General features: G+C 66.4%; 21 protein-coding genes. 15 read left to right on the top strand and 6 right to left on the bottom strand.

The features are described 5' to 3' along the window. From KXJ60_RS04485 to KXJ60_RS04550, 14 genes are all read left to right on the top strand, one after another. A partial coding sequence (locus tag KXJ60_RS04485) for a phenylacetate--CoA ligase family protein (protein WP_291124505.1) occupies positions 1-983 on the top strand: 983 nt, incomplete at its 5' end. 561 nt (positions 984-1,544) lie between these two features. Next, complete coding sequence (locus KXJ60_RS04490) at positions 1,545-2,348, top strand: GntR family transcriptional regulator (protein WP_291124507.1); 804 nt, start codon at positions 1,545-1,547, stop codon at positions 2,346-2,348. 20 nt (positions 2,349-2,368) lie between these two features. Beyond that, positions 2,369-3,571, top strand: a complete 1,203-nt coding sequence (locus tag KXJ60_RS04495) for an ABC transporter substrate-binding protein (protein WP_291124509.1) — start codon at positions 2,369-2,371, stop codon at positions 3,569-3,571. Between the two features lie 16 nt (positions 3,572-3,587). Beyond that, positions 3,588-4,460 carry a branched-chain amino acid ABC transporter permease gene (locus tag KXJ60_RS04500; protein ID WP_291124511.1) on the top strand — a complete coding sequence of 291 codons (873 nt, stop codon included), beginning with the start codon at positions 3,588-3,590 and terminating at the stop codon, positions 4,458-4,460. Continuing rightward, on the top strand, positions 4,457-5,437 hold the full coding sequence (locus tag KXJ60_RS04505; RefSeq protein ID WP_291124513.1) for a branched-chain amino acid ABC transporter permease: 981 nt from the start codon (positions 4,457-4,459) through the stop codon (positions 5,435-5,437). The genes KXJ60_RS04500 and KXJ60_RS04505 overlap by 4 nt, the downstream gene beginning before the upstream one ends. Positions 5,438-5,499: 62 nt before the next feature. Then, complete coding sequence (locus tag KXJ60_RS04510; protein ID WP_291124515.1) at positions 5,500-6,276, top strand: ABC transporter ATP-binding protein; 777 nt, start codon at positions 5,500-5,502, stop codon at positions 6,274-6,276. Further along, positions 6,273-6,983, top strand: coding sequence for an ABC transporter ATP-binding protein (locus tag KXJ60_RS04515; protein WP_291124517.1), 711 nt, complete (start codon positions 6,273-6,275; stop codon positions 6,981-6,983). Before KXJ60_RS04510 ends, KXJ60_RS04515 begins: the two co-directional genes overlap by 4 nt. 6 nt (positions 6,984-6,989) lie before the next feature. Continuing rightward, positions 6,990-8,276 (top strand): 3-isopropylmalate dehydratase large subunit, encoded by a 1,287-nt coding sequence (locus KXJ60_RS04520; protein ID WP_291124519.1) that lies wholly within the window; start codon positions 6,990-6,992, stop codon positions 8,274-8,276. Further along, positions 8,273-8,776: a 3-isopropylmalate dehydratase gene (locus tag KXJ60_RS04525; RefSeq protein ID WP_291124521.1), complete on the top strand. Its 504-nt coding sequence runs from the start codon at positions 8,273-8,275 to the stop codon at positions 8,774-8,776. The genes KXJ60_RS04520 and KXJ60_RS04525 overlap by 4 nt, the downstream gene beginning before the upstream one ends. A 5-nt stretch (positions 8,777-8,781) precedes the next feature. Then, entirely contained in the window at positions 8,782-10,464 is a 1,683-nt protein-coding gene (locus tag KXJ60_RS04530; protein ID WP_291124523.1) for a hydantoinase B/oxoprolinase family protein, read from the top strand. Continuing rightward, on the top strand, positions 10,461-12,533 hold the full coding sequence (locus KXJ60_RS04535) for a hydantoinase/oxoprolinase family protein (RefSeq protein ID WP_291124525.1): 2,073 nt from the start codon (positions 10,461-10,463) through the stop codon (positions 12,531-12,533). Before KXJ60_RS04530 ends, KXJ60_RS04535 begins: the two co-directional genes overlap by 4 nt. Next, entirely contained in the window at positions 12,530-13,132 is a 603-nt protein-coding gene (locus tag KXJ60_RS04540) for a cysteine hydrolase (protein ID WP_291124527.1), read from the top strand. Before KXJ60_RS04535 ends, KXJ60_RS04540 begins: the two co-directional genes overlap by 4 nt. A gap of 4 nt (positions 13,133-13,136) precedes the next feature. Further along, complete coding sequence (locus tag KXJ60_RS04545; protein WP_291124529.1) at positions 13,137-14,549, top strand: FAD-dependent oxidoreductase; 1,413 nt, start codon at positions 13,137-13,139, stop codon at positions 14,547-14,549. Further along, the gene (locus KXJ60_RS04550) at positions 14,546-15,424 is read left to right on the top strand and encodes an isocitrate lyase/phosphoenolpyruvate mutase family protein (protein ID WP_291124531.1); all 879 of its coding nucleotides are present in this window, start codon (positions 14,546-14,548) and stop codon (positions 15,422-15,424) included. Before KXJ60_RS04545 ends, KXJ60_RS04550 begins: the two co-directional genes overlap by 4 nt. Here the strand turns inward: KXJ60_RS04550 and KXJ60_RS04555 are convergent. Continuing rightward, positions 15,421-16,653, bottom strand: coding sequence for an FAD binding domain-containing protein (locus KXJ60_RS04555; protein WP_291124533.1), 1,233 nt, complete (start codon positions 16,651-16,653; stop codon positions 15,421-15,423). The two genes, KXJ60_RS04550 and KXJ60_RS04555, sit on opposite strands and share 4 nt — an antisense overlap. A 23-nt stretch (positions 16,654-16,676) precedes the next feature. Next, positions 16,677-17,153 carry a VOC family protein gene (locus tag KXJ60_RS04560; RefSeq protein WP_291124535.1) on the bottom strand — a complete coding sequence of 159 codons (477 nt, stop codon included), beginning with the start codon at positions 17,151-17,153 and terminating at the stop codon, positions 16,677-16,679. A 332-nt stretch (positions 17,154-17,485) separates the two neighbouring features. On the opposite strand from KXJ60_RS04560, the gene KXJ60_RS04565 reads away from it, so the two are divergent. After that, positions 17,486-18,190, top strand: coding sequence for a TetR/AcrR family transcriptional regulator (locus tag KXJ60_RS04565; RefSeq protein ID WP_291124537.1), 705 nt, complete (start codon positions 17,486-17,488; stop codon positions 18,188-18,190). A gap of 18 nt (positions 18,191-18,208) precedes the next feature. Here KXJ60_RS04565 and KXJ60_RS04570 read toward each other — a convergent pair whose 3' ends face one another. The 4 genes from KXJ60_RS04570 to KXJ60_RS04585 are packed head-to-tail and all read right to left on the bottom strand — an operon-like array spanning position 18,209 to position 22,191. After that, a complete protein-coding gene (locus KXJ60_RS04570) occupies positions 18,209-19,519 on the bottom strand; it encodes an amidohydrolase family protein (RefSeq protein WP_291124539.1) in 1,311 nt (436 codons plus the stop codon). Next, entirely contained in the window at positions 19,516-20,358 is an 843-nt protein-coding gene (locus KXJ60_RS04575; protein WP_291124541.1) for an ATP-binding cassette domain-containing protein, read from the bottom strand. The genes KXJ60_RS04570 and KXJ60_RS04575 overlap by 4 nt, the downstream gene beginning before the upstream one ends. Further along, entirely contained in the window at positions 20,342-21,352 is a 1,011-nt protein-coding gene (locus KXJ60_RS04580; protein WP_291124543.1) for an ABC transporter ATP-binding protein, read from the bottom strand. The genes KXJ60_RS04575 and KXJ60_RS04580 overlap by 17 nt, the downstream gene beginning before the upstream one ends. Further along, positions 21,349-22,191, bottom strand: coding sequence for an ABC transporter permease (locus KXJ60_RS04585; RefSeq protein ID WP_291124545.1), 843 nt, complete (start codon positions 22,189-22,191; stop codon positions 21,349-21,351). Before KXJ60_RS04585 ends, KXJ60_RS04580 begins: the two co-directional genes overlap by 4 nt. Positions 22,192-22,194: the final 3 nt, after the last annotated feature.

Genomic DNA, 22,194 nt, shown 5'->3' on the forward strand with positions numbered 1-22,194 from the left:
TCTTTGTGTCGCCAGGCCCCATTTACGAACCTCAGTTGAACGACGATCGGGACGGTCACGGCTTTTCCCATAGCTTCCGGCGCGCGGGCATCGGCCCACAGGACCGGGTGCTGAACACATGGTCGTATCACCTGGTACCTGCAGGTGTCCTGCTCGACCAGGGCATCGCGGCCACAGGCGCCACCGTCATTCCCTGCGGCCCCGGTGGCGCCGAACAGCAGGCCCAACTGATACTGGAACTGGGTGTCACCTGCGTCTGCGCCTCAACGGCCTTCTTCATCACGCTGATCAACACACTGGAGCAGTTGGGCCATCCGCTTCCGGCGGCCTGGAAACTCAAGTCGGTGCTGCTCGGTGGGGAAATGGGCGACTGGATGGGCAAGCGGCGTGCACTGGAGAACCGCTACAGCATCAAGACCTTCTCAGCGTACGCGACCGGCGATTTTGGCCTCATCGGCTACGAAGAAGCGGGCCATGAAGGCTACACCGTGCAGCCGCAAAGGCTGGTCCAGATTTGTGACCCCCGAACGGGCATTCCCTTGCCCTTGGGTCACACCGGTGAGATCGTGGTCACCACCCTGAATCACGGCTGGCCCCTTGTGCGGTTTGGTACAGGCGATTTGGCCGAAGGTATCGCCACCTCGACCGACGGATTCGTCAGCCGCATCAGCCCGCTGAAGGGCCGGGTTGGACAGGCGGTGAAAGCCCGCGAAATCTTCATCTATCCGCGCAACATTGAAGAGATGCTGGTGCGCATCCCGCAGATTCAACGCGCGCAAGTGGTTGTCTCGAAGCGTGAGCACAGAGAGATTCTTACCTTCCGTGGGGTGCTGCAGCCCGGTTTGACTGCAACCTCGATCGAGAAGGACTTGCGAGAGCTCTTCAAAAAATACATTCGACTGAAGCTCGATGCAGTCGAATGGATATGCGGGGACGATCTGGCCGCCGACGCCGCTCTTCTGGTCGATCTCAAGCACATCTAGCCCACCGGCAATCAAGCCATTGCTCATCACCCATTGTGTGAGCGATGCAACTCGCGGTTTGCATGCCCGAGCCATTTTTCTGCAAGGCAGCCGCCCGCCATCGACAAAGTTTTCAGCGTCTCGCCAGAAGTCAAGTTGCAAGAACCTTGGCGGCGAAGCAGGTCGGTCGCACCAACTTTGGTCCGAGCGGGTCCAGCCCTGTGGCACGAAGTCCCGCAAGTCCTTGATTTCTCCAATGCGCCAGAGCAACTACTCTGGCGCCCTACGGCTGGCGCCATCCCTGCGCCGACAGGCTTCCCACCTGGCCCTTGGCCGGGACAACACCGCCGCACAAACCGCTGCGTGCTTCGCTTCGGCTCCACGCCACCCAGGCACTGACGCACAACGCGAGCTGCCGTGCTTGCGAAAGCGGGCGCAGCGGTGTTCCGCGGAGATCTCGAGTCAGAGGTTGGTGACCGTCACCCGCACAGCCACCCCTCGGGAAACCACCGATCAAATGTCCTATCGATAAGACTTGAATGTCCCATTGACGGGACATTCGGGCTATCTCACGATAGCGGCATGGATGCCCAACTGCCGCTGCCCAAGTACCACCAGATCTACCTGGTGTTGCGCCAGCAACTGCGCGACGGGCAGTTTGAAGCGGGCTTGCCGGGCGAGCTGGCCTTGATGGAGCAGTTCGGCGTGGCGCGTGTCACGGTGCGCCGCGCGCTGCTCCAGCTGGCTGAAGAAGGCTTGATCTTGCGCGAGCCCGGGCGCGGCACACGCCCTGTGGTGCCTCATGGTCAGGATGCCTACACGCAAGCTTCGAGCCAGAGTGCGGGCAAGCAGGTGCGCTTGACGGGGCTGCTGGAAAACCTGGTGGCCATGGGCATGCGCACCAAGGTCAAGGTGTTGTCGGTGGAGCGCATGCGCGCGCCAGGGGATGTGGCCGATGCGCTGAGGCTGCAACGCACCGAATGGGTGCAAAAGGCCGAGCGCGTGCGCAGCACCGCCGACGGGCCTTTGTCGCACATCACCACCTGGGTGCCCGACGCCATTTCATCCGGCTTCGGCAAGCGCGAGCTGGCGCAAAAGCCCATCCTGGTGCTGCTGGAAGAGTCGGGCGTGAAGGTGGGCCGTGCGGAGCAGGTCATCTCGGCCCGGCTGGCCGATGTCAGCATGGCCCGGCACCTCGATGTGGCCGTCGGATCGGCCTTGCTGGCGGTGCGCCGCTTGATTTACGACGAGGACGAGCGTCCCGTCCAATGGTTGCATGGGCTCTACCGACCAGACCGGTACGAGTACCAGATGCAGTTATCCCGTGTTGGCGACATTGACGCCAAGGTGTGGGTAAGCCGAGAGCTGTCTGCCAACTTTCATTGACTTTCACAAAGGATGTACCGATGAGCACACGTCGCCATTTCATGAGCCAGTCCGCTGCCGCCGCCTCGGCACTCGCGTTTCCTTTGGTCAGTGGCGCGCAGCCCCGGCCCATCAAGGTCGGTGTCTTGCACCCGGTCACAGGTGCGCTGGCCTATTCGGGTCAGCAGTGCCGGCTGGGCGCGATGCTGGCCATTGAGGACATCAACAACGCGGGCGGCATCAAGTCGCTCGGCGGCGCCAAGCTGGAAGCCATGCTGGGTGACGCGCAGTCGAACCCGCAAGCCGGCACGGCCGAGATCGAGAAGATGAACGAGGCCGGCGTGAGCGCCGTGGTGGGCGCGTTTGCTTCCGCCATCTGCCTGGCCACCACGCAGGCGGCCGCCAAGTACAACCTGCCGCATGTGGTGGACGTGGGTGTGGCCGACCAGATCGTCGAGCGCGGCCTGAAAAACACCTTCCGCTTCGGCCCGGGCTACAAGATGTGCGCGCAGACGGCGGTGGCCAGCCTGCACGCGCTGAACACCGCCGCGGGCAAGCCCGCGCGCACCGTGATGATCGTGCACGAGGAGTCGTTGTTTGGCACCGGCACCGCCAACCTGCTGGCCTCCGAGCTGCCGGGCTATGGCTACGAGGTCAAGGAGGTCATCAAGCACGCCAACCCCACGCGCGACTTCAACAACATCGCGCTGCGCATCCGGCAGGTCAACCCCGACATCCTGATCCCGGCCAACTACTACAACGAATACGCCTTGCTGGTGCGCACGCTGCAGCAGCAGAAGATCACGCCCAAGGCGATCTATTCGGTGCTCGGTGGCGCGGCGTCGAGCTACAAGTTCGTGAAAGAGTTTCCTGACGCGGCCAACGGCATCATCGACTGCAACCACTGGTTCAACCCCAAGGACAAGCGCTCGGCCGACCTGCGCAAGCGCGTTGAAGCGAAGGGCCAGTTCTTCAGCTACGAGGTGTTCATGACCTACACGGCCATGAAGCTGCTGGCCGATGCCATCGAGCGCGCCAAGTCGGCGGATCGCGCGGCCATCATCGATGCGCTGACCGCCAGCAAGTTTGCCGATCACATCATGCCGTACGGGGCAACGCAGTTCGTGAACGGCCAGAACACGGGCGCGCGTCCGCTGATGACGCAGGTGCAGAAGGGCGACATCAAGGTGATCGTGCCGCGCGAATTCCGCGAGGTGGAGCCGATCTTCCCGCTCAAGGCCTGATGACCAGGGTCCCCCGATGCTCGACCTGAACATCCTGTTTCCGTCGGTGCTCAACGGCATCACCACCGGTGCCGTATATGCGCTGATCGCGCTGGGCCTGACGCTGATCTACGGCGTGCTGCACATCATCAATTTCGCGCACGGCGCGGCCCTGATGGTGGCGCTGTACGGCGTGTACATGCTCAAGGAAAAGCTCGGGGTGGACCCCTATCTGGCGTTGCCGATCATGGTGCCGGCCATGTTCGTGCTGGGCTACGCGCTGCAGCGCGGCGTGATCAACCGCGCCAGCCACGGCCGCGATGAAAACATCCTGCTGGTCACGCTGGGCGTGTCCATCGTGCTGGAGAACCTCGCGCTGCTGTTCTTCAAATCGGACACCCGCACCATCGAGACCGCCTACACACTGACCACCGTGGAGATCGGCCCCGCTTTCATCGCGCTGCCCAAGCTGGTGGCGTTTGGTGGCGCGCTGGTGGTGTCGGCGATCCTGTTGCTGATCGTTCAGAAAACCGACCTCGGCCGCGCCATCCGCGCGGTGTCGAAAGAGAAGCAAGGTGCCCGCCTCATGGGCATCGACGTGGACCACGTCTACGCCATGTGCTTTGGCCTGGGGCTGGCCAGCCTGGGCGCTGCCGCCTGTTTCCTCATGCCGGCCTACTACGTCAACCCGACGGTGGGCAACGGTTTCGTGCTGGTGGCTTTCACCATCGTGGTGCTCGGCGGCATGGGCAGCTTCACCGGTGCCCTGCTGGGCGGCTTGCTGATCGGCGTGGTGGAGTCGGTGGGCGGTCTGGTGCTGGGCGAGTCGCTGGGCCAGGTCGGCATTTTTGTGATCTTCATTGCGGTGCTCATGCTCAGGCCCCAAGGATTCTTTGGAGCCAGGGCATGAAAGACATTCGCCACATTGCGCTGTTCGTGCTGCTGGTGGGGGCGATGCCGGTCTTCACCGAGTCGGGCGTGATCCTCAACTTCGTCATGACCGCGCTGTACGCCTGCCTGCTCTCGCAAGCCTGGAACGTGCTCGGTGGTTTTGGTGGCCAGTTCTCGTTTGGCCACGCGCTGTTTTTCGGCACGGGCGCCTACGTGCAGGCCATCGCACAGATGCAGTGGGGCCTGAGCCCCTGGGTGGCCCTGCCGCTGGCCATGGCGTTTGCCGCCGCGGTGGGCGCGTTGGTGGGCGCGGCGTCGTTTCGCTATGGCCTCAAGGGCTCGTATTTCGCGCTGGTCACGCTGGCCTTTGCCGAGGTGTTCCGCATCCTGGCCACGTCGGTGCCGTTCACCGGCGCGGGTGTGGGCCTGATGCTGCCGCTCAACGCCTCCGCCGCCAACATGCAGTTCGTGAACCGCTCGGGCTTCATCTGGCTCATGCTGGGGCTGGTCACGCTGGCCCTGTGCATCACCGCCTGGCTGCGGCATTCGCGCTTTGGCGCCTACCTGCAGGCGGTGCGCGACAACGAAGACGCCGCGCGCGCCATCGGCGTGAACCCGTTCAGCGTCAAGCTGGCGGCCACCGTGATCTCCGGCGGCCTCATGGGTGCCGGCGGTGCGTTTTATGTGCAGGTGTTCCAGTACATCGACCCCGCCATTGCCTTCGGCTCGCACACCTCGGTCGAGGCGCTGGTGGGTGCCATCGTGGGTGGCCTGGGCACGCTGTGGGGGCCGTTGCTGGGCGCCGTGGGTCTGCACATCCTGGCCGACCTCACGCGCAACCTGTTTGGTCAGCTGCCAGGCATCAACATGATCATCTACGGCGTGGTGCTGATCGTCATCGTGATGTTCCTGCCGCGCGGCATTGCCGGGCTGGGCACCTTCACGCCCCTGCAGTGGCTGCGTGGCCGCAAATCTTCTGGCGGTGACGAGTCATGAGCGCAGCGTCGGGCCGTTCCCAAGCAAGCTCGCACCACAGCCCGCAGGGCGAAGGTACCCCAGTGAACACCCTGTTGCAGATCGACGGTGTCGGCAAATCCTTTGGTGGCCTCAAGGCGGTGCAAAACGTCAGCCTGTCGGTGACCGAGGGGCGGCTGAGTGCGCTGATTGGCCCCAACGGGGCGGGCAAGACCACGCTGTTTGCGCTGATGTCGGGCTTCATCCAACCCGACACGGGCCGCGTGAGTTTTGCCGGGCGCGACATCACCGGCCAGGCGCCGCACCTCAATGCCCGCATGGGCATGACGCGAACGTTCCAGATCGTGCAGCCCTTCGCGGCGCAAACCGTGCGCGAAAACATCGCCGTGGGCGCGCACCTGCATGTGCCCGGGCGGGCGCAGGCGCTGGCGCAGGCCGAGTCGGTGGCACAGCAGGTGGGGCTCACCGCGCAGCTCGACAAGCTGGCCAGCGACCTCACCGTGGCCGGGCGCAAGCGGCTGGAGCTGGCGCGGGCCCTGGCCACCCGGCCGCGCCTGCTGCTGCTCGACGAAGTGCTGGCGGGCCTGAACCCACAGGAGATCGCCGAGATGATCCCGGTGGTGCAGGGCATTGCGCAGAGCGGTGTCACGGTGCTCATGATCGAACACGTCATGCAGGCCGTGATGAGCCTGGCGCAAGAGGTGTGGGTGCTGGCGCAGGGGCAGCTCATTGCGCACGGCACACCCGCCGACGTGACGAACAACCCCGCGGTGGTCGAGGCCTACCTGGGCCACGGCACGGCCGAGCGTTTGCAAAAAAGTGTGGCCAGTGCAACCGCCCACAAGGAAGCCCAGGCATGACCGCTTTGTTGAATGTGCAGGGCCTCAAGTCGGGCTACGGTGCGGTGGAAGTCCTGCGGGGTGTGGACCTGCATGTGATGCCCGGCGAGACCGTGGCCCTGCTGGGCAGCAACGGCGCCGGCAAGACCACGCTCAACCTCACCCTCAGTGGTCTGGTGGGCACCCGCGCAGGTCGGGTGCAGTTCGACGGGCACGACATCACGGGCCAGCACTACCAGAAGGTGGTCGCGCATGGCCTGATCCAGGTGCCCGAGGGCCGCAAGGTGTTCCCCAACCTCAGCGTGCACGAAAACCTGGAGCTGGGGGCTTTCACGCGCGGCCGCGAGCGCCGCGTGCAGAACCTGGAGAAGGTGTACGGCACCTTCCCGCGCCTGAAGGAACGGGTGACGCAGCTGGCGGGCACGCTCAGCGGGGGCGAGCAGCAGATGCTGGCCATTGGCCGGGGCCTCATGGCCGAGCCGCGTTTGCTGATCCTCGACGAACCCTCGCTCGGTCTGTCACCGCTGCTCGTCGAAGAAATGTTTGGCCTCATCTCGCAGCTGCGCAGCAGTGGCCTGGCCGTGTTGCTGGTCGAGCAGAACGTGGGCCAGTCGCTCGACATCGCCGACCGCGCCTACGTGATGGAGAACGGCCACATCCGCTTCACCGGCACCCCGGCCGAGCTGCTGGCCAGCGACACCTTGCGCAAAGCCTACCTGGGCATGTGAGGCGCCATGAGCATGCACAAGCTGCCGCCTCAGACCCTGGCGCAAAAACTCATCGCCCGTGCGGCTGGCCGCAGCCAGGTGGCCGTGGGTGAAGTGGTCACCTGCAACGTGGACATCGCCATGTTCCACGACTCGTCCGGCCCGCGTCGGCTCAAGCCCATGCTCGACGAGCTGGGCGCCTCCATCTGGGACACGAACAAGGTGGTGTTGGTGCTCGACCACTATGTGCCGGCGCGGGACGCCGACGCGCAGAAGATCGTGCAGTTCACGCGCGACACCGCGCGCCAGTGGAAGCTGCCCCACGTGATCGACAGCGAAGGCATCTGCCATGTGGTGCTGCCCGAGCGCGGCCACCTGCGCCCCGGCATGTTTGGCGTGGGCGGCGACTCGCATTCACCCACCGGCGGCGCGTTCGGCAGCTACATGTTCGGCATAGGCGCCACCGAAATGCTCGGGGTGTGCGTCACGGGGCAGATCTGGGTGCAGGTGCCGCGCACCTTGCACCTGCAGTGGGCGGGCCGCCTGCAGCCCGGTGTGTCGGCCAAAGACATGATGCTGCACACCATTGCCCGCCTGGGCATGAACGGCGGCCAGTACCAGGCGGTGGAGTTTGCCGGCAGCGCCGTGCGGGCGCTGTCGATGCCGGAGCGCATGACCCTGTCCAACATGAGCGCCGAGCTGGGTGCGCAGGCCGGCCTGATCGCCGCCGACGACACCACCCGCGAATGGCTCGAAGCGGTGGGTGTGCCGGCCGAGCAACTGGAGGGCGCCGAGCAGTGGTTCACCGACGAAGGCGCCAACTTCGAGCCGCACAGCTTCGACGCCACGGCACTCAGCCCGCAGGTGGCCGCGCCACACAGCCCGGCCAACACGCGCGACGTGGCCGAGTTCGCCAACGTGAAACCCGGCTTTGCGTACATCGGTGCCTGCACCGGTGCCAAGCTGGAAGACCTGCGGGCCGCGGCCTCGGTGCTGCGGGGTCGGCACGTGGCCGCCGGTGTGCAACTGGTGGTGGCGCCGGCCAGCGCGCGCGAACAGGCGCAGGCCGAGGCCGAAGGGGTGATGCAGGTCTTGCGGGACGCGGGCGCCGCCGTGCTGCCCAACAGCTGCGGCGCTTGCGCGGGCTATGGCGGCACCTTCCCCGAAGGCGCCACCGTCATCTCCAGCACGGCGCGCAACTTCAAGGGCCGCATGGGCCCGGCCAGCGTCAACGTGTACCTGGCCTCGCCCTACACCGTGGCGGCGTCGGCCCTGCGCGGCCACATCAGCGACGCGCGGGAGATGCTGGCATGACCCGGCGCACCGTCGAGCAGGCCCGCGCCTGGCGCCTGGGCGCCGACGTGGACACCGATGCCCTGGCACCGGGCGCCTACATGAAACACGGCCTGGACGTGATCGGCCTGCATTGCCTCGAAGCCTTGCGCCCGGACTTTGCGGCCGGCGTGCGCCCGGGCGACGTGCTGGTGGCGGGCGCCAACTTCGGCATCGGCTCGTCGCGCGAGCAGGCCGCCGGCGTGCTGCGCCACTTGGGCCTGGCCGCGGTGATCGCACCGTCGTACAGCGGCCTCTACTTTCGCAACGCCTTCAACCTGGGCCTGCTGCTGCTCACCTGCCCGCAGGCCGGCGAGATCGACGAGGGCGAGCAGATCGCGCTGCAGCTCGAAGGGGCAAGCCCCGAGGTGGTGCGCGCCAACGGCCAGCGCCTCGCGTGCCACGCGATCCCGGATTTTTTGATGGACATGGTCGACGCGGGCGGTTTGCTGCCCGTGCTCAAACAACGCACGCAAGGATGAGCCCGATGGTTTCAGAAACACCCACCTCCACCGCGATGGACCCGGTCACGCTGGCCGTGTTGCGCGGCCGGCTGGAGCAGATCGCCGACGAGATGGACGCCACGCTCTACCGCAGCGCGTTCAATCCCATCATTGCCGAGGCCCACGACGCCTGCCACGGCCTGTACGACGCCCTCACCGGCGACACGCTGATCCAGGGCAAGTCGGGCCTGCCGGTGTTTGTGGGCGCCATGGCCTTTGCCGTGCGCGCCGCCATGCGCGTGGCCGCGGAGCGCGGCGGCATGCAGCCGGGCGATGTGTGGCTGTTCAACGATCCCTACGAAGGCGGCACCCACGCCAACGACTTCAAGCTGGTACGCCCCTGCTTCCGCCACGGGCAACTGTTCTGCTTCCTAGCATCGGCCGCGCACTGGCACGACGTGGGCGGCGCGGTGCCCGGCAACTACAACCCGGCGGCCACCGAATGCTGGCAGGAGGCGGTGCAGATTCCCCCGGTGCGCATCCTGCGCGGCGGTGTGCTCGACGACGACGTGCTCGCCATCCTGCGGGCCAACACCCGCCTGCCCGACAGCCTGTGGGGCGACCTCAACGGACAGCTGGCCGCGCTGGAGCTCGGTGCGCGCCGGCTCGACGGCTTGCTCGACGAATACACCGAAACCACCGTGGCGCAGGCCCTGGTGGAGCTGCGCACCCGCGCCGTGCGCCTGATGCGCTCGCACATTGCCAGCCTGCCCGACGGCCGCTACAGCTTCGACGACGTGCTGGACAACGACGGCGTGAAAGACGAGCCGCTGACCATTGCGCTGGACATGACCGTGGCCGGTGACCGGCTCACGCTGGACTTCTCGCGCACCTCGCCGCAATGCGCCGGGCCGGTGAACATTTCGCGCGCCACGGCGGTGGCGGCCTGCTATGTGGCCCTGAAGCACATCTTTCCCGACGTGCCGGCCAACGCGGGCGTGCTCGACGCGGTGGACTTCGTCATGCCCGATGGCCTGGTGATCAGCGCGGCGCGTCCGCGCCCGGTGGGGGGCTACACCGAAACCATCCTGCGCATGATCGACGTGATTTTCAGCGCCACCGCGCTGGCCGACCCGCAGCGCGCCGTGGCCCACGCCTACGGCACCATCAATGCCCTGTCGATCGCCGGGCACCGCACCGACGACAAGCGCAAGGGACAGCGCTGGGTGATGTTCAGCTTCTTTGGTGGCGGGCACGGCGGCCATTCGGACGGCGACGGCCTGTCGCACGGCAACGCACCGATTTCCACCGCGACGATTCCGCCGCTGGAAATCCTGGAGGCGGCCTACCCGGTGCGCTTCACGCAGTGGGCCTTGCGCCCGGGCTCGGGTGGCGATGGCGAGCACCGCGGTGGCCTGGGCGCGGTCTATGAAATCGAACTGCTCGAAGACAGCGCCGAAGCCTTCATCTTTGGCGAGCGCGGCAAGTCCGCGCCCAAAGGCATCCACGGCGGCCAGCCCGCCCTGCCCAACGTGTTCGAGTACCGCCAGAACGGCGAATGGAAGGCGCCGCCCATGGTGTCCAAGATGCTGGGCATCCGCCTCAAGAAGGGCGACCGGGTGCGCCTGCAGACCCCTGGTGGCGGGGGTTGGGGAACGCCGGCCCACCGATCGATCGACGACCGCCAGCGCGACGCCGCGCTGGGCTACACGAAGGAACAGGCATGAGCGAACCCACACTGAACCAGCCGCATTGGGTGGTCGGCGTCGATGTGGGCGGTACCTTCACCGACCTGTTCGTGCTGGACGAGAAAACCGGTCAGGCGCGCATCGTCAAAGTGCCGTCGACGCGGGGCGAAGAAGCCCGCGGCTTCATGAACGGCATCGCGCAGGTGACGGGCACCACCGGCGCGCAGGGCGCCACAGACATCGCCACCATCGTGCACGGCACCACCGTGGGCACCAACGCGCTGCTGGAGCGCAAGGTGGCGCGCACCGGCATCATCACCACGCGCGGTTTCCGCGACGTGCTGGAAATGCGCCGCCGCGACCGCCCGCAAACCTGGGGCCTGCGCGGCAGCTACACGCCCGTGGTGCCACGCGCCTGGCGCCTGGAGGTGGACGAGCGCGTGCTGGCCGACGGCCAGCTGCACACCCCCGTGGACCTGGAGCAGGTGCGCGCGCAGGCGCGAGCCCTACTGGCCGAAGGCTGCGAGGCGGTGTGTGTGTTCTTCATCAACGCGTATGCCAACCCGTCGAACGAGCAGGCGGCGGTGGCCGCCGTGCGCGAGATCTGGCCCAACCACTGCGTGACCGCCGCCAGCGAAGTGCTGCCCGAGATTCGCGAGTTCGAGCGCTGCTCGACCGCCACCCTCAACGCGGCCCTGCAGCCGGTGGTGGGCAGCTATCTGCAGCGCCTGGACGGTGACCTGCGGGCGCAGGGCTTCGGCGGTGAGCTGCTGATCGTGCAGAGCAACGGTGGCGTGATGTCGCGCCAGACCGCTTGCGACGTACCGGTGCGCACCGCGCTCTCAGGCCCGGCAGCGGGCGTGATGGCCTGCGCCGAAATCGCCCGCGCTTCGGGCTTTGCCAACGTCATCACCGGCGACATCGGCGGCACCTCGTTCGACGTGTCCCTGGTGGCCGCGGGCGAGGCTGCGCTGGCCGCACAAACGTCGATCGAGTTCGGCCTGGTGGTGCGCTCGCCCATGATCCAGATCGAGACCATCGGCGCGGGTGGCGGCTCCATCGCCTCGGTCGATGCCGGCGGCATGTTGCAGGTCGGCCCCGAGTCGGCGGGCAGCATTCCTGGCCCTGCCTGCTACGGGCGCGGCAACACGCGCCCCACTGTGACCGACGCCAACGTGCTGCTTGGCCGCATTGCCGCCGACCGGCCCCTGGGCGGTGGCTTGTTGCAGGCGCTCAACGCGGGCCTGTCGGAGCAGGCGATCCAGCAGCACGTGGCAGAGCCCCTGGGGCTGACGGCGCTGGCCGCGGCCGAGGCCATCCTCACGGTGGCCAACGCGCGCATGGCCGGCGCCATTCGCGTGGTGTCGATCGAGCGCGGCCACGATCCGCGCCAGTTTGCCTACATGCCGTTTGGCGGCGGCGGCGGTCTGCATGTGTGCGCCATGATGCGCGAGGTCGGTGTCACCACCGGCATCGTGCCGCGTTACCCCGGCGTCACCTCAGCGCTGGGCTGCGTGATGGCGGACATGCGCCACGACGCGGTGCAGACCCTGAACGTGGGCCTGGCCGACGTGGCCTGGCCGGCGCTGCTGCAGCGCGTGGACGCCCTCGCCGACGCTTGCCAGGTGCGCCTGGATTCGGCCGGCGTGCACTTTGTGCGCGTGGACGAGGTGATCAGCTTCGACATGCTCTACATGGGCCAGACCCACACGCTGCAGGTGCCCGTCAAGCGCGAGCAGTTGAACGCGGCCGGCCTGCTGGCCGCTTTCGAGGCGGCCTACCAGCACGCCTTCGGGCGCGTGCTGCAAGGCCCGGTGATCCGGGTGATGAACCTGCGCTACGCCCGCATCGGGCGCCGCCCGAAGTTCGACCTGGCCGTGCTCGCACCCCAGGGCGAAGGCCGCACCACCCCGGTGGGCGAACAGCGGGTGTACCACCAGGGCCAGTGGTGGACCGCGCAACGCTTTGATCGCCTCAGCCTGCCCGTGGGCACGGTGGTGCAGGGCCCGGCCATCCTTGAGCAGCCCGACACCACCGTGTGGCTGGAGCCCGGCTTTGAAGGCCGGGTCGACCCGCTCGGTAACCTGCTGGTGGAGCGTGCCGCATGAACCTGAAGAACGCCCGACTCGGCATGGTCATCGTCGACCTGCAGAACGATTTTCTGGCGCCCGACGGCGCCTACGCGCGCGGCCACACGCTGAGCGCCGAAGCGGTGCAACTGCCCGCGCGCATGGCCCCGGTGGCGCGCGCCATCACGGCGCGCGGCGGGCTGGTCACCGCCAGCCTGTTCACGCTGTGGCCCGACGCACAGGGCGAGCCGATGATCTCGGCCCACCTCAAGGAGCGCCGCCCCTTCCTGCGCAAGGGCGACTTTGCGCCGGGCAGCCGGGGCCAGGCCAACGTGGACCTGCTCGCGCCGCTGGTGGATGTGTCGGTGTGCAAGGTGGCGTACTCGGCCTTCTTCAACACACAGCTCGACTGGGTGCTCAAGAAGGCCGGCGTGGACACCCTGGTGGTGTGCGGCATCGTCACCAACGGTGGCGTGGCCAGCACGGTGCGCGATGCCCATGTGCGCGACTACCACACGATCGTGCTGTCCGACGGTTGCGCGGCCTTCAGCGACGCCGCGCACCAGGCGGCCCTGGCCGACATGGCGTCGGTGGCCGAGGTGATGGACAGCGCCACGTTCTTGAAGCAACTGGGCTGAACCCATGACCACACCCTTGACGCAGGTCCGCCCCGCCCACGAACTGCAGACCGACGACCACACGCCGGTGGTGATCGTGGGCGCCGGCGCCTGCGGCCTCACCGCCGCGCTGGCCCTGCACCGCCTGGGGGTGGAGTGCGTGGTGCTGGAGCGCGATGCGTTCCCGGCGGGCTCCACCGCCTTGTCGTCGGGCTTCATTCCCGCGCCCGGCACACGGGCGCAGGCCGCGCAAGGCATCCACGACAGCGTGGACCTGTTTGCCCAAGACATCCAGGGCAAGGCCCACGGCCAGGCGGCGCCGCACCTGGTGCAGGCCTACGCGAGCCACATCGGGCCAGCGCTCGACGCGCTGGAAGCGCACCACGGCGTGCCCTGGCAGGTGCTCGACAACTTTCTCTACCCCGGCCACAGCGCCCACCGCATGCACGCCGTGCCCGAGAAAACCGGCGCCGGCTTGATGAGCCGCCTGCAGGCCGCGGCCGACGCCGCCGGGGTGGTGCTGCTCACGCAGGCGCAGGTGACCGAGCTGTGGGCGGACGATCAACAGCGGGTGCACGGCGTGGGCTTTGTGCGCCCCGGCGGCGCGGTGGAGCGGCTGCGCTGCGACGTGGTGCTGCTGGCGTGCAACGGTTTTGGTGGCGCCCCGGCCAGGGTGAAGAGCCTCTTGCCCGAGATGGCAGACGCCACCTACGCCGGCCACGTGGGCAACGACGGCAGTGCCATCGCCTGGGGCGAGCAGCTGGGCGCGCGCTCGGCCGACCTGGGGGCCTACCAGGGCCATGGCTCCTGGGCGGTGCCGCAGGGGGCGCTGATCTCTTGGGCGTTGATGATGGAAGGCGGCGTGCAGATCAATGCCCACGGCCAGCGCTTTCACGATGAAACGCAAGGCTATTCGGAAGCGGCGGTGCATGTGCTGGCGCAGCCCGGCGGCGTGGCCTGGAATGTGTTCGACGACACGCTGCTGGCCTTCGCGCAGGACTTCCCCGATTTTGTCGCCGCGCAAGACGCCGGCGCTGTTCAGCACGCGGACGATGCGCCGGCTTTGGCACGGCTGCTGGGCTGCCCCATGGAGGCCCTGCAGACCACCTTGAATTCGATCCAGCCGGGCACCGACCTGATCACCGGCCGCACCTTCAAGCGCGCCTTGCAGGCACCGTTTCACGCCGTCAAGGTCACGGGCGCGCTGTTCCACACACAGGGTGGGCTGGACATCGATGCGCAGGCCCGGGTGCTGCGCCAGGACGGCACGCCCCTGCCCAACCTGCTGGCCGCCGGCGGCGCCGCGCGCGGCGTGTCGGGCAACGCCGTGTGGGGCTATCTGTCGGGCAACGGCTTGCTCAGCGCCATCGCGGGTGGGCACATGGCCGCCCACACCGCCGCCAGCCTGCAACCCACTCCAGGAAGCACGAGCGCATGAACCCTCCACACCCACTCGCCCAGCGCCTTCAGCAACCCCGGGCCTTGCTGGCGCCCGGCGTGTACGACGCCCTGACCGCACTGGTGGCACAGCAGGCCGGGTTTGAAGCGGTGTACCTCTCGGGCGCCTCCATTGCGTACACGCGTCTGGGCCGCTCCGACATCGGGCTGACCACCGCCACCGAAGTGGCGCAGACCCTGGCCCACATCACCGACCGGGTGAACATCCCGGTCATCGTGGATGCCGACACAGGCTTTGGCAATGCGCTCAACACCCAGCGCACCGTGCGCGATTTCGAGCGCGCCGGTGCCGCGATGATCCAGATCGAAGACCAGACCTTTCCCAAGCGCTGCGGCCACCTGGACGGCAAAGGCGTGGTGCCGGTGGCCGAGATGCAGGGCAAGCTGCGCGCCGCACTCGATGCGCGGCACGATCCCCGCACACTGATCCTGGCGCGCACCGATGCGGTGGCGGTCGAGGGCCTGGACGCGGCCCTGGAGCGGGCCGAGGCGTATCTGGCGTGCGGGGTTGATGCCCTGTTCATCGAGGCCCTGCGTTCCGACGAGCAGATGAACCGCGCCTGCGCGCAGTTCGCGCAGCGCGTGCCGCTGCTGGCCAACATGGTCGAGGGCGGCAAGACACCGGTACAAAGCGCGGCCGAACTCAGCGAGCGCGGCTTCAGGATCGTGATCTTTCCGGGCGGCACCGCACGCGCGGTGCTGCACACCCTGCAGGGCTACTACGCCAGCCTGCACGCGCACCAGACCACGCGGCCCTGGCAAGACCGGATGCTTGACTTTGATAGCCTCAACGCGGTCATTGAAACCCCGCAGCTCTTGGCGCAGGGGCAGCGCTATGACGCTAGTGCGCGCTAAGGCGCCAACACAGCGTGGGCCATGGGAGACACCGCCGTCTCCCGCATGACGGCTTCGGTGGAGCGGTACCGCTCCGCCATGTCCCGCTCGTGTTCGGTGAGCAACTGTGCCTGCATGTAGGCACCGAGTGCCCGCGCGTGCCCGACGATGAATTCGCCAACGGTGCGGCGCTCTTGGCCATACGCTTGCAGCGCGTCGGGAACGCTCGACGTGGCCGACAACGCCCGCACCAAGGCCACCGCATCACCACCGGCCTTGGTCACGCCCATGCCGCAATGCGGGCGGGCGACGAATGCCGCATCGCCCAACAGGGCCACGCGGCCAAAGGCCAGTTGTTGGCTCTCCAGGTCGAAGATGGGCTGGAAGAAGAGCGACTCGGTTTTCTCGACCACTTCGGCGAACTGCGGCGCCAGCACATCGTGAGCGGCCTGGCGCGCTTGCGCAAGAATCGATGGCCGAATCAAGGGCGGAGGAATTCCGTCCGCCCACACTTTTCCGGTCGAATCGGTCACCATGTCCTTGAGGGTGGTGGATGCTTCGGCGGGGCGGTACCAGACAAAGTTGAAGCGGCGCGTGCCCGGCTTCACCGAGTTGTTTTTTCCTGCCACCGGGTAGGCAATCATCTGTTCTTGCGGGGGCAGGCCGAATGCGAAGTACGGGAACAGCTCCTTCAGGGTTCGCGGAGAAAGCGCGGCCTCCTCGACAAGCCCCCTCCAGGCGATGTAGCCCGCGTAGGTGGGCTTCGCCTGCGGGAGCAGGCTGCTGCGCACGGCCGAGCGAACGCCGTCCGCAGCCACCAGCAAGGCCGCAGAGGCTTGCGTTCCGTCTGAAAACGACACGGTGGCCGCGTGTTCATCCTGGGAGAACGAAACCAGCTGTTTGCCGTTGTGATACCGGTCTTCTGGAAACGCGGCTTTCAAGAGACTGTAGAGCCGACCCCAGGCCGTCAGGATCTGGGGCAAGGCCTGCTTGCGCTCCAGAGAGCCATCCAGGTTGAGCGTGACGCGCTCCTGCACGGAGATGCCGATGGTGTCATCGATGGCGACACCTGCCATCTCCAGCGCAGTCATGAGCTCCGGATGCGTCACGATGCCGGCACCACGTCCCTCCAGTGCTTCGGCCACGCGCTCGTACACGTGGACATCCCAGCCAGAGCGGTACAGCATGTTGGCGACAAGAAGCCCGCCCAATGACCCTCCGATCACGATGGCAGATTTCGAAGTTTGCATGGTTGTCTCCTGGTGGAATCGATTCAATGGGCGCCGCCGGCGCGGTCTTCTTCTGCAGCGGCCGCTGCAGGGGCCTCGCTGGCGGGGAAGTTGATTTCTACGGTCAAGCCCGAAGGCTCATCAACGAACACTTGATGCAGCCCCAGGCTGGGGACCGTGCGCTCGCGATACGTCAGCCCGGCCGCTTTCAGCCGTCGGTGCATGTCGGGCAAGTCGGTAGCCAGGAAGGCCACGTGATCGACAGCACCGCTCCCATGAAGGGAGTCGGCGGGCTTGTCTCCGAGGTAGTCCACCAGGCCCGCTGGATCGTCTGGATCCACGCCAATGATGTGCACCACACCGTAGTCGGCTTCGTCTCCACCCTGATAGAGCCAGATACCCGGGAAGGCAAAGGGCGGGCGAAATCCCTCCCTGAAGCCCATCACATCAACATAGAAACGTTTGGTGGCCTCCATGTCCGTGGTGCGGATCGAAAAATGAGCCAGCTTGCTGATCGCCATGTGTTCGTCTCGTCTTTAAGTTATCAATAGATAAATAGTAGCCGAAGTCGGTCACCTCATGCAAGAGGCCAGGCATCTCCCTTGAATGGCCAGCAGTCGCGGGAGCATCGACCCAAAAGCACCCGGCAAGCGCCGGGATTTGACGCCGTTTTGATCGCCCGAAGGCCGCCAGAAGCTCACTTTCAAGTAATCGTCCGATAACTATCCTGAGTTCATCAAGATCGGAATCATCAAAAGGTCGGGGTGTTTCCGGGTGGCGATCCGAGCGCCCTGAACCAAAGATGAGCAAGTGATAATTAATCTATGCACTCTTTTCATGCTCAAAGGCTTCCATGACCGAGAAACGTGGCACCCGATCCGTCGCTGCGAAGGCGACTGCAGCGGTCCCCGGCGAGCGCGCTGTCACGCGCCGGCGCCTGGCCCCGGAAGACCGCGAACACGAAATCGTGCAGCGCGCGGTGGCCTTCTTTGCCAGCAACGGCTTCTCGGCAAGCACCCGCGATCTCGCCAAAGAGCTCGACATCACGCAGCCCTTGCTCTATCGGTACTTCCCCAACAAGGAAGCACTGATTGATCGGGTGTATGAAGAGGTCTTTGTCCGCCGCTGGAATCCGGAATGGGAAGAGTGGCTGGCCGATCGCTCGCTGACCCTGAAAGAGCGCCTGTGCCGCTACTTGAAGGACTACGGCCGCTTTGTGCTGCGCAGCGAGTGGGTGCGGATCTTCATTTATGCGGGTCTCAGCCGTGGAGGCATCAACCAGAAGTACCTGGCCCGGCTGCGGGAGCGGCACTTCATGGTGATTGCGAGCGAACTGCGCCGCGAATACGGCATTCCTGAACCACGCGACGAGCTGGAGCTTGAGGACGAGCTTGATCTCGTCTGGGCCATGCACTCCAGCGTGTTCTACATCGGCGTGCGCAAATGGATTTACGAACTGCCCACGCCGAAGAGTCTGGACCGCGTCATTGACTTGCGCGTGGAGGCGTTTTTGCGCGGCGTGCCCGCGGTGCTGTCTGAACAACGGCGAGCGCGTTAGGGTCGCGCCCGCTCGCGCTCACGCAGCACCGATCAGCCGCTGACGCGCCTCCCCTGCAAGGCGGCGCGCTCGCTGCGCGTCAAAGCCTTCGACGCGCCCGCCTCTCACGCGAACCACCCCGTCGACCAGCACCGTGTCGATGTCGCGCGCACTGGCCTGCAACAGCACATAAGCGCATGGGTCGCCCACCGCGCCACCAAAGGCGTCCTTGCGCACCAGCACGATGTCTGCCCGTTTGCCGACGGTGATCGAGCCGATGCGGTCTTGCATCCCCAGCGCAGTGGCGGCTTCGATGGTGGCACTGCGGATCAAGTCGCGAGGCCGCAGCAGTGGCATGCCGAAGGCAGGCGTCGGCCGGCGCGTGTGTACCGGTGCGCGCTCACGGGCAACCGCACCGTCGATATAGCCTTGCACATGGAACAGGTAGCGAAGCTGCTGGAGGGTGTCCGAACCCACGTGGCAAGGCACGTCGCAACCGTACACCACGGGCACGCCCAACAACCGCGCTCGCCTCACCACGTCCGCCGGTGTGCCTTGCACGTCGGCCGAGGGAGTGAAGCACAGCGGCATCCTGACCTCGGCCATTGCCTGAAGCTCGGCGTCGGTCAACAGGTTGCCGTGGATCGCCAGCAGGTCTGGCCCCAACAGGCCATCGAGCAGCAGCTGGTGAATGTCGTTTCTGGCGTTGATGTGAATGCAGCTCATCGCAACGTGGTCACGCGCGAAAGCCAGTTGCTCGGACAGGCCGCCAGCGCCGACCGATTCGACACCGAAATGGACGCTCGTCATGCCCGACGCTTCGTGAAAGCGCCGGTAGATGTGCTCGGCGTCGGAAAAGCGTGCGCGCTGGCTGGCGAAGCCGTCAGGTGACTCGTTCATGAACGAGTAGGTGAAGACATGTCGGATGCCCGATTCCCTCAACCCGGCAATGGCCGCTTCGGCGTAGCCCGGCCCGGCGATGTTGTGGCAATAGTCCACCACGGTTGTGGTGCCACACGACAGGAGCTCCGAGCCGCCGATCCATCCACCCAGGTGGTTTTCCTCCGCTTGAAAGTGCCGCCGCAGCGGCAACAGTTCACCAAAGTACCGCCCGCCCCAGAGATCGGGCACCCAGTTGCGCAGCACGGTCTGCCACAGACAGGTGTGTGCGTCGATAATGCCGGGCAGCGCGATGCAACCCGATGCATCCACCAGCTCTGCATCGGTGGCTGGCAGTTCAGGGCCCACCGCGGCGATCGCGCCGTCCTCCACCAGGATGTCTGCGACGGGCCAATCGCCCGCTGCATCCATCGTCACCACTTCTGCCTGTCGCAGCAACAAACGGCTCATGCCAAAGCGCCGGCAATTTGCTGCCTCGCCCTCACCGGATCGGCAACCGGGCTGCTGGCGAGCAACATCTTCGTGTAGGCGTGTGCGGGCGACGAGAACAGCGTCTCACTGTCGGCGAGCTCCACCATGTGTCCCTTGTGCATCACGCCCACGCGGTCGGCGATCTGGCGTACCACGGCAAGGTCGTGAGCGATGAAAACGTAGGTCAGGCGGAATTCGGCCTGCAGGTCCATCATCAGGTTGATCACCTGTGCCTGCACCGACACGTCCAGCGCCGACACCGGTTCGTCGGCCACGATCAGATCGGGTTGCACGGCGAGCGCCCTCGCAATCCCGATGCGCTGGCGCTGGCCCCCTGAGAACTCGCGAGGAAACAGATCCAGGCTGCGGGAGGCCAGACCGCACGCATCGAGCAGGCGGCGCGCGCGGTCTTCTGCGGCTTGTCCCTGCGCGACGCCGAAGTTGCGCATGGGTTCGAGCAACGCATCCCGAACCGTCATGCGGGGATTGAGTGAAGCGTAGGGGTCCTGAAACACCATCTGCATGCGGCGCCACACCTCGCGTTTGCGGGCGCCCTGGCCGGCATGAACGTCGTCGCCGTCCAGCAGAACCTGCCCGCGGGTCGGGGTCAGCAAGCCTGCGATCATCCTTCCCAGTGTGGATTTGCCGGAACCGGATTCGCCCACGATGCCAAGCGTTTCGCCGCGCCAGACGGCAAGGCTCACGTCGTCGACGGCGCGAAAGGGCGCAGACACTCCCCAGCCTCGGCCCGCAAAATCGCGCCCGACATGGCGGACGTGCAGCAAGGGTGGGGTGTCCCTGTCAATGGGCAGCGGCATGGGCCTTCTCCTGGAGTTGGGGCCGGACCCAGCAGGCGACGCTGTGGAGATCGCCCGCTTCGACCCGGCTGGGCTCGTGCGCACGGCACTGGTCGACGGCATGGCTGCACCGCGGCGCAAACCTGCAGCCCGGCGCTGGCGCCGCCGGGTCGGGTGCCTGGCCGGGAATGGCGGCGAGCCGCTGCCCCTTGGGTGAATCCAGTCGGGGCACGGCATTGAGCAGCGCCCAGGTGTAAGGATGCTTGGGCGCGGAAAAGATCGCATCCACCGGCCCCTCTTCCACAATCCGCCCGGAGTACATCACCGCCACGCGATCACACAGGCTGGCAACGACCCCCATGTTGTGCGTAATGAAGAGCACTGCCGTCCCGGACTCTTTGTTCAGCGCCTTCAGGAGTCGGAGGATCTGCAGCTGCACGGTGACATCGAGTGCCGTCGTCGGCTCGTCGGCGATCAGCAGTCTGGGAGCATTCGCGATCCCCATGGCGATCATCGCTCGCTGGCGCATGCCGCCAGAGAATTCGTGCGGGTACTGCCGAGCGCGCTCCTGTGAGCTTGCAATGCCGACCCTGGACAGAAGTTCGTGCGCTTTGGCCCAGGCAGTCTGACGGGTCACCGGTTGATGCAACTCCACGGCTTCGGACAACTGCGCGCCCACGCGCAGCACCGGGTTGAGCGACGTCATCGGATCCTGGAACACCATGGACAGTTCGCCCCCGCGCAGCCTGCGCATGGCATCCGCATCGAGGGCCAACAAGTCCTGCGCGCCCAGGCGAATGCGACCACGCGTGACCCGTGCCGCGGCAGGAAGCAGCCGCATGACCGACTTCGCCAGCAAGGATTTGCCGGAGCCGGATTCGCCGACTACGCCCACGATCTCGCCCGCGCGGATCTGGAGCGATACGCCCTGCAACGCAGAGAAAGTGCGCCCACCGGGCGCGCCGATGTCAACGTGGAGGTCGTCCACATCCAGAACGGTTTTCAAATCGATCATGAGGTGCTTGCGGTGTCGCCGTGCGCTGCGCGGATCCCGTCGCCCAGCAGGTTGAGGCCAAGGATGGTGAGGGAGAGCGCCAACCCGGGAAAGGTCGAAATCCACCATCCATCGCGAATGAACAACTGGCCTTGCTGCAGCAGCAACCCCCAACTCGGGTGCGCCACATCGCCCAGCCCCAGGAAGCTGATGAAGGACTCCAGCAGAATGGCGGAGCCGGCTTGCAGAGAGGCGCTCACGGCAATGATGGGCGCCACGTTGGGCAGGATGTGGCGACCGATCACGCGCAGGGTGGACGCGCCACCCATGATCGCAGCCAGCACGAACTCTTCCTTGCGCAGAACGAGGACCTGGGCGCGCACCACGCGCGCGGTGGCTGGCCAGCTCAGCAGTCCCAGCACCAGGATGATCTTCCAGATACCCGATCCCACCAGGGCCACCACGATCAGCGCCAGGAAGAAGCGGGGGATGATCTGGAACGCTTCGGTGATGCGCATGACGACGGCATCGAAGGCACCGCCCACATAGCCGCAGGCTGCGCCTACGGCCACGCCGATCAGGACAGCGATCGATGCGCTGAAGGCACCCACCATCAGCGAGATCTGTCCACCGTGGGCCACCCGCGCGAGCACATCGCGGCCCAAGTCGTCGGTGCCCAGCCAGTGGGTCGCGCTGGGTGGCTCGCGCAGGGATTCGCTCATGGTCGATGGCGACTGTTGCAGCGTCCAAGCGACCACCGTGCACAGCACCACGGCCGCCACGAGAAACAGCAGGCCGATGCGGCCCGATGGGTTGAGCGCGCGCCAGACCGGCCATGGCTTTGCCTGGGAAGGGTTCATGGC

Origin of the sequence: Hydrogenophaga sp. (assembly GCF_019264445.1) — a bacterium.
Classification (GTDB): domain Bacteria; phylum Pseudomonadota; class Gammaproteobacteria; order Burkholderiales; family Burkholderiaceae_C; genus Hydrogenophaga.

Bases quoted from the DNA above. Each gene is read 5' to 3' on its own strand.
- KXJ60_RS04520 (WP_291124519.1), top strand. From the start codon at position 6,990: ATGAGCATGCACAAGCTGCCGCCTCAGACCCTGGCGCAAAAACTCATC.
- KXJ60_RS04585 (WP_291124545.1), bottom strand. From the start codon at position 22,191: ATGAACCCTTCCCAGGCAAAGCCATGGCCGGTCTGGCGCGCGCTCAAC.
- KXJ60_RS04530 (WP_291124523.1), top strand. From the start codon at position 8,782: ATGGTTTCAGAAACACCCACCTCCACCGCGATGGACCCGGTCACGCTG.
- KXJ60_RS04525 (WP_291124521.1), top strand. From the start codon at position 8,273: ATGACCCGGCGCACCGTCGAGCAGGCCCGCGCCTGGCGCCTGGGCGCC.
- KXJ60_RS04565 (WP_291124537.1), top strand. From the start codon at position 17,486: ATGACCGAGAAACGTGGCACCCGATCCGTCGCTGCGAAGGCGACTGCA.
- KXJ60_RS04540 (WP_291124527.1), top strand. From the start codon at position 12,530: ATGAACCTGAAGAACGCCCGACTCGGCATGGTCATCGTCGACCTGCAG.
- KXJ60_RS04555 (WP_291124533.1), bottom strand. From the start codon at position 16,653: ATGCAAACTTCGAAATCTGCCATCGTGATCGGAGGGTCATTGGGCGGG.
- KXJ60_RS04535 (WP_291124525.1), top strand. From the start codon at position 10,461: ATGAGCGAACCCACACTGAACCAGCCGCATTGGGTGGTCGGCGTCGAT.
- KXJ60_RS04490 (WP_291124507.1), top strand. From the start codon at position 1,545: ATGGATGCCCAACTGCCGCTGCCCAAGTACCACCAGATCTACCTGGTG.
- KXJ60_RS04580 (WP_291124543.1), bottom strand. From the start codon at position 21,352: ATGATCGATTTGAAAACCGTTCTGGATGTGGACGACCTCCACGTTGAC.
- KXJ60_RS04545 (WP_291124529.1), top strand. From the start codon at position 13,137: ATGACCACACCCTTGACGCAGGTCCGCCCCGCCCACGAACTGCAGACC.
- KXJ60_RS04575 (WP_291124541.1), bottom strand. From the start codon at position 20,358: ATGCCGCTGCCCATTGACAGGGACACCCCACCCTTGCTGCACGTCCGC.
- KXJ60_RS04495 (WP_291124509.1), top strand. From the start codon at position 2,369: ATGAGCACACGTCGCCATTTCATGAGCCAGTCCGCTGCCGCCGCCTCG.
- KXJ60_RS04500 (WP_291124511.1), top strand. From the start codon at position 3,588: ATGCTCGACCTGAACATCCTGTTTCCGTCGGTGCTCAACGGCATCACC.
- KXJ60_RS04505 (WP_291124513.1), top strand. From the start codon at position 4,457: ATGAAAGACATTCGCCACATTGCGCTGTTCGTGCTGCTGGTGGGGGCG.
- KXJ60_RS04550 (WP_291124531.1), top strand. From the start codon at position 14,546: ATGAACCCTCCACACCCACTCGCCCAGCGCCTTCAGCAACCCCGGGCC.
- KXJ60_RS04570 (WP_291124539.1), bottom strand. From the start codon at position 19,519: ATGAGCCGTTTGTTGCTGCGACAGGCAGAAGTGGTGACGATGGATGCA.
- KXJ60_RS04560 (WP_291124535.1), bottom strand. From the start codon at position 17,153: ATGGCGATCAGCAAGCTGGCTCATTTTTCGATCCGCACCACGGACATG.
- KXJ60_RS04515 (WP_291124517.1), top strand. From the start codon at position 6,273: ATGACCGCTTTGTTGAATGTGCAGGGCCTCAAGTCGGGCTACGGTGCG.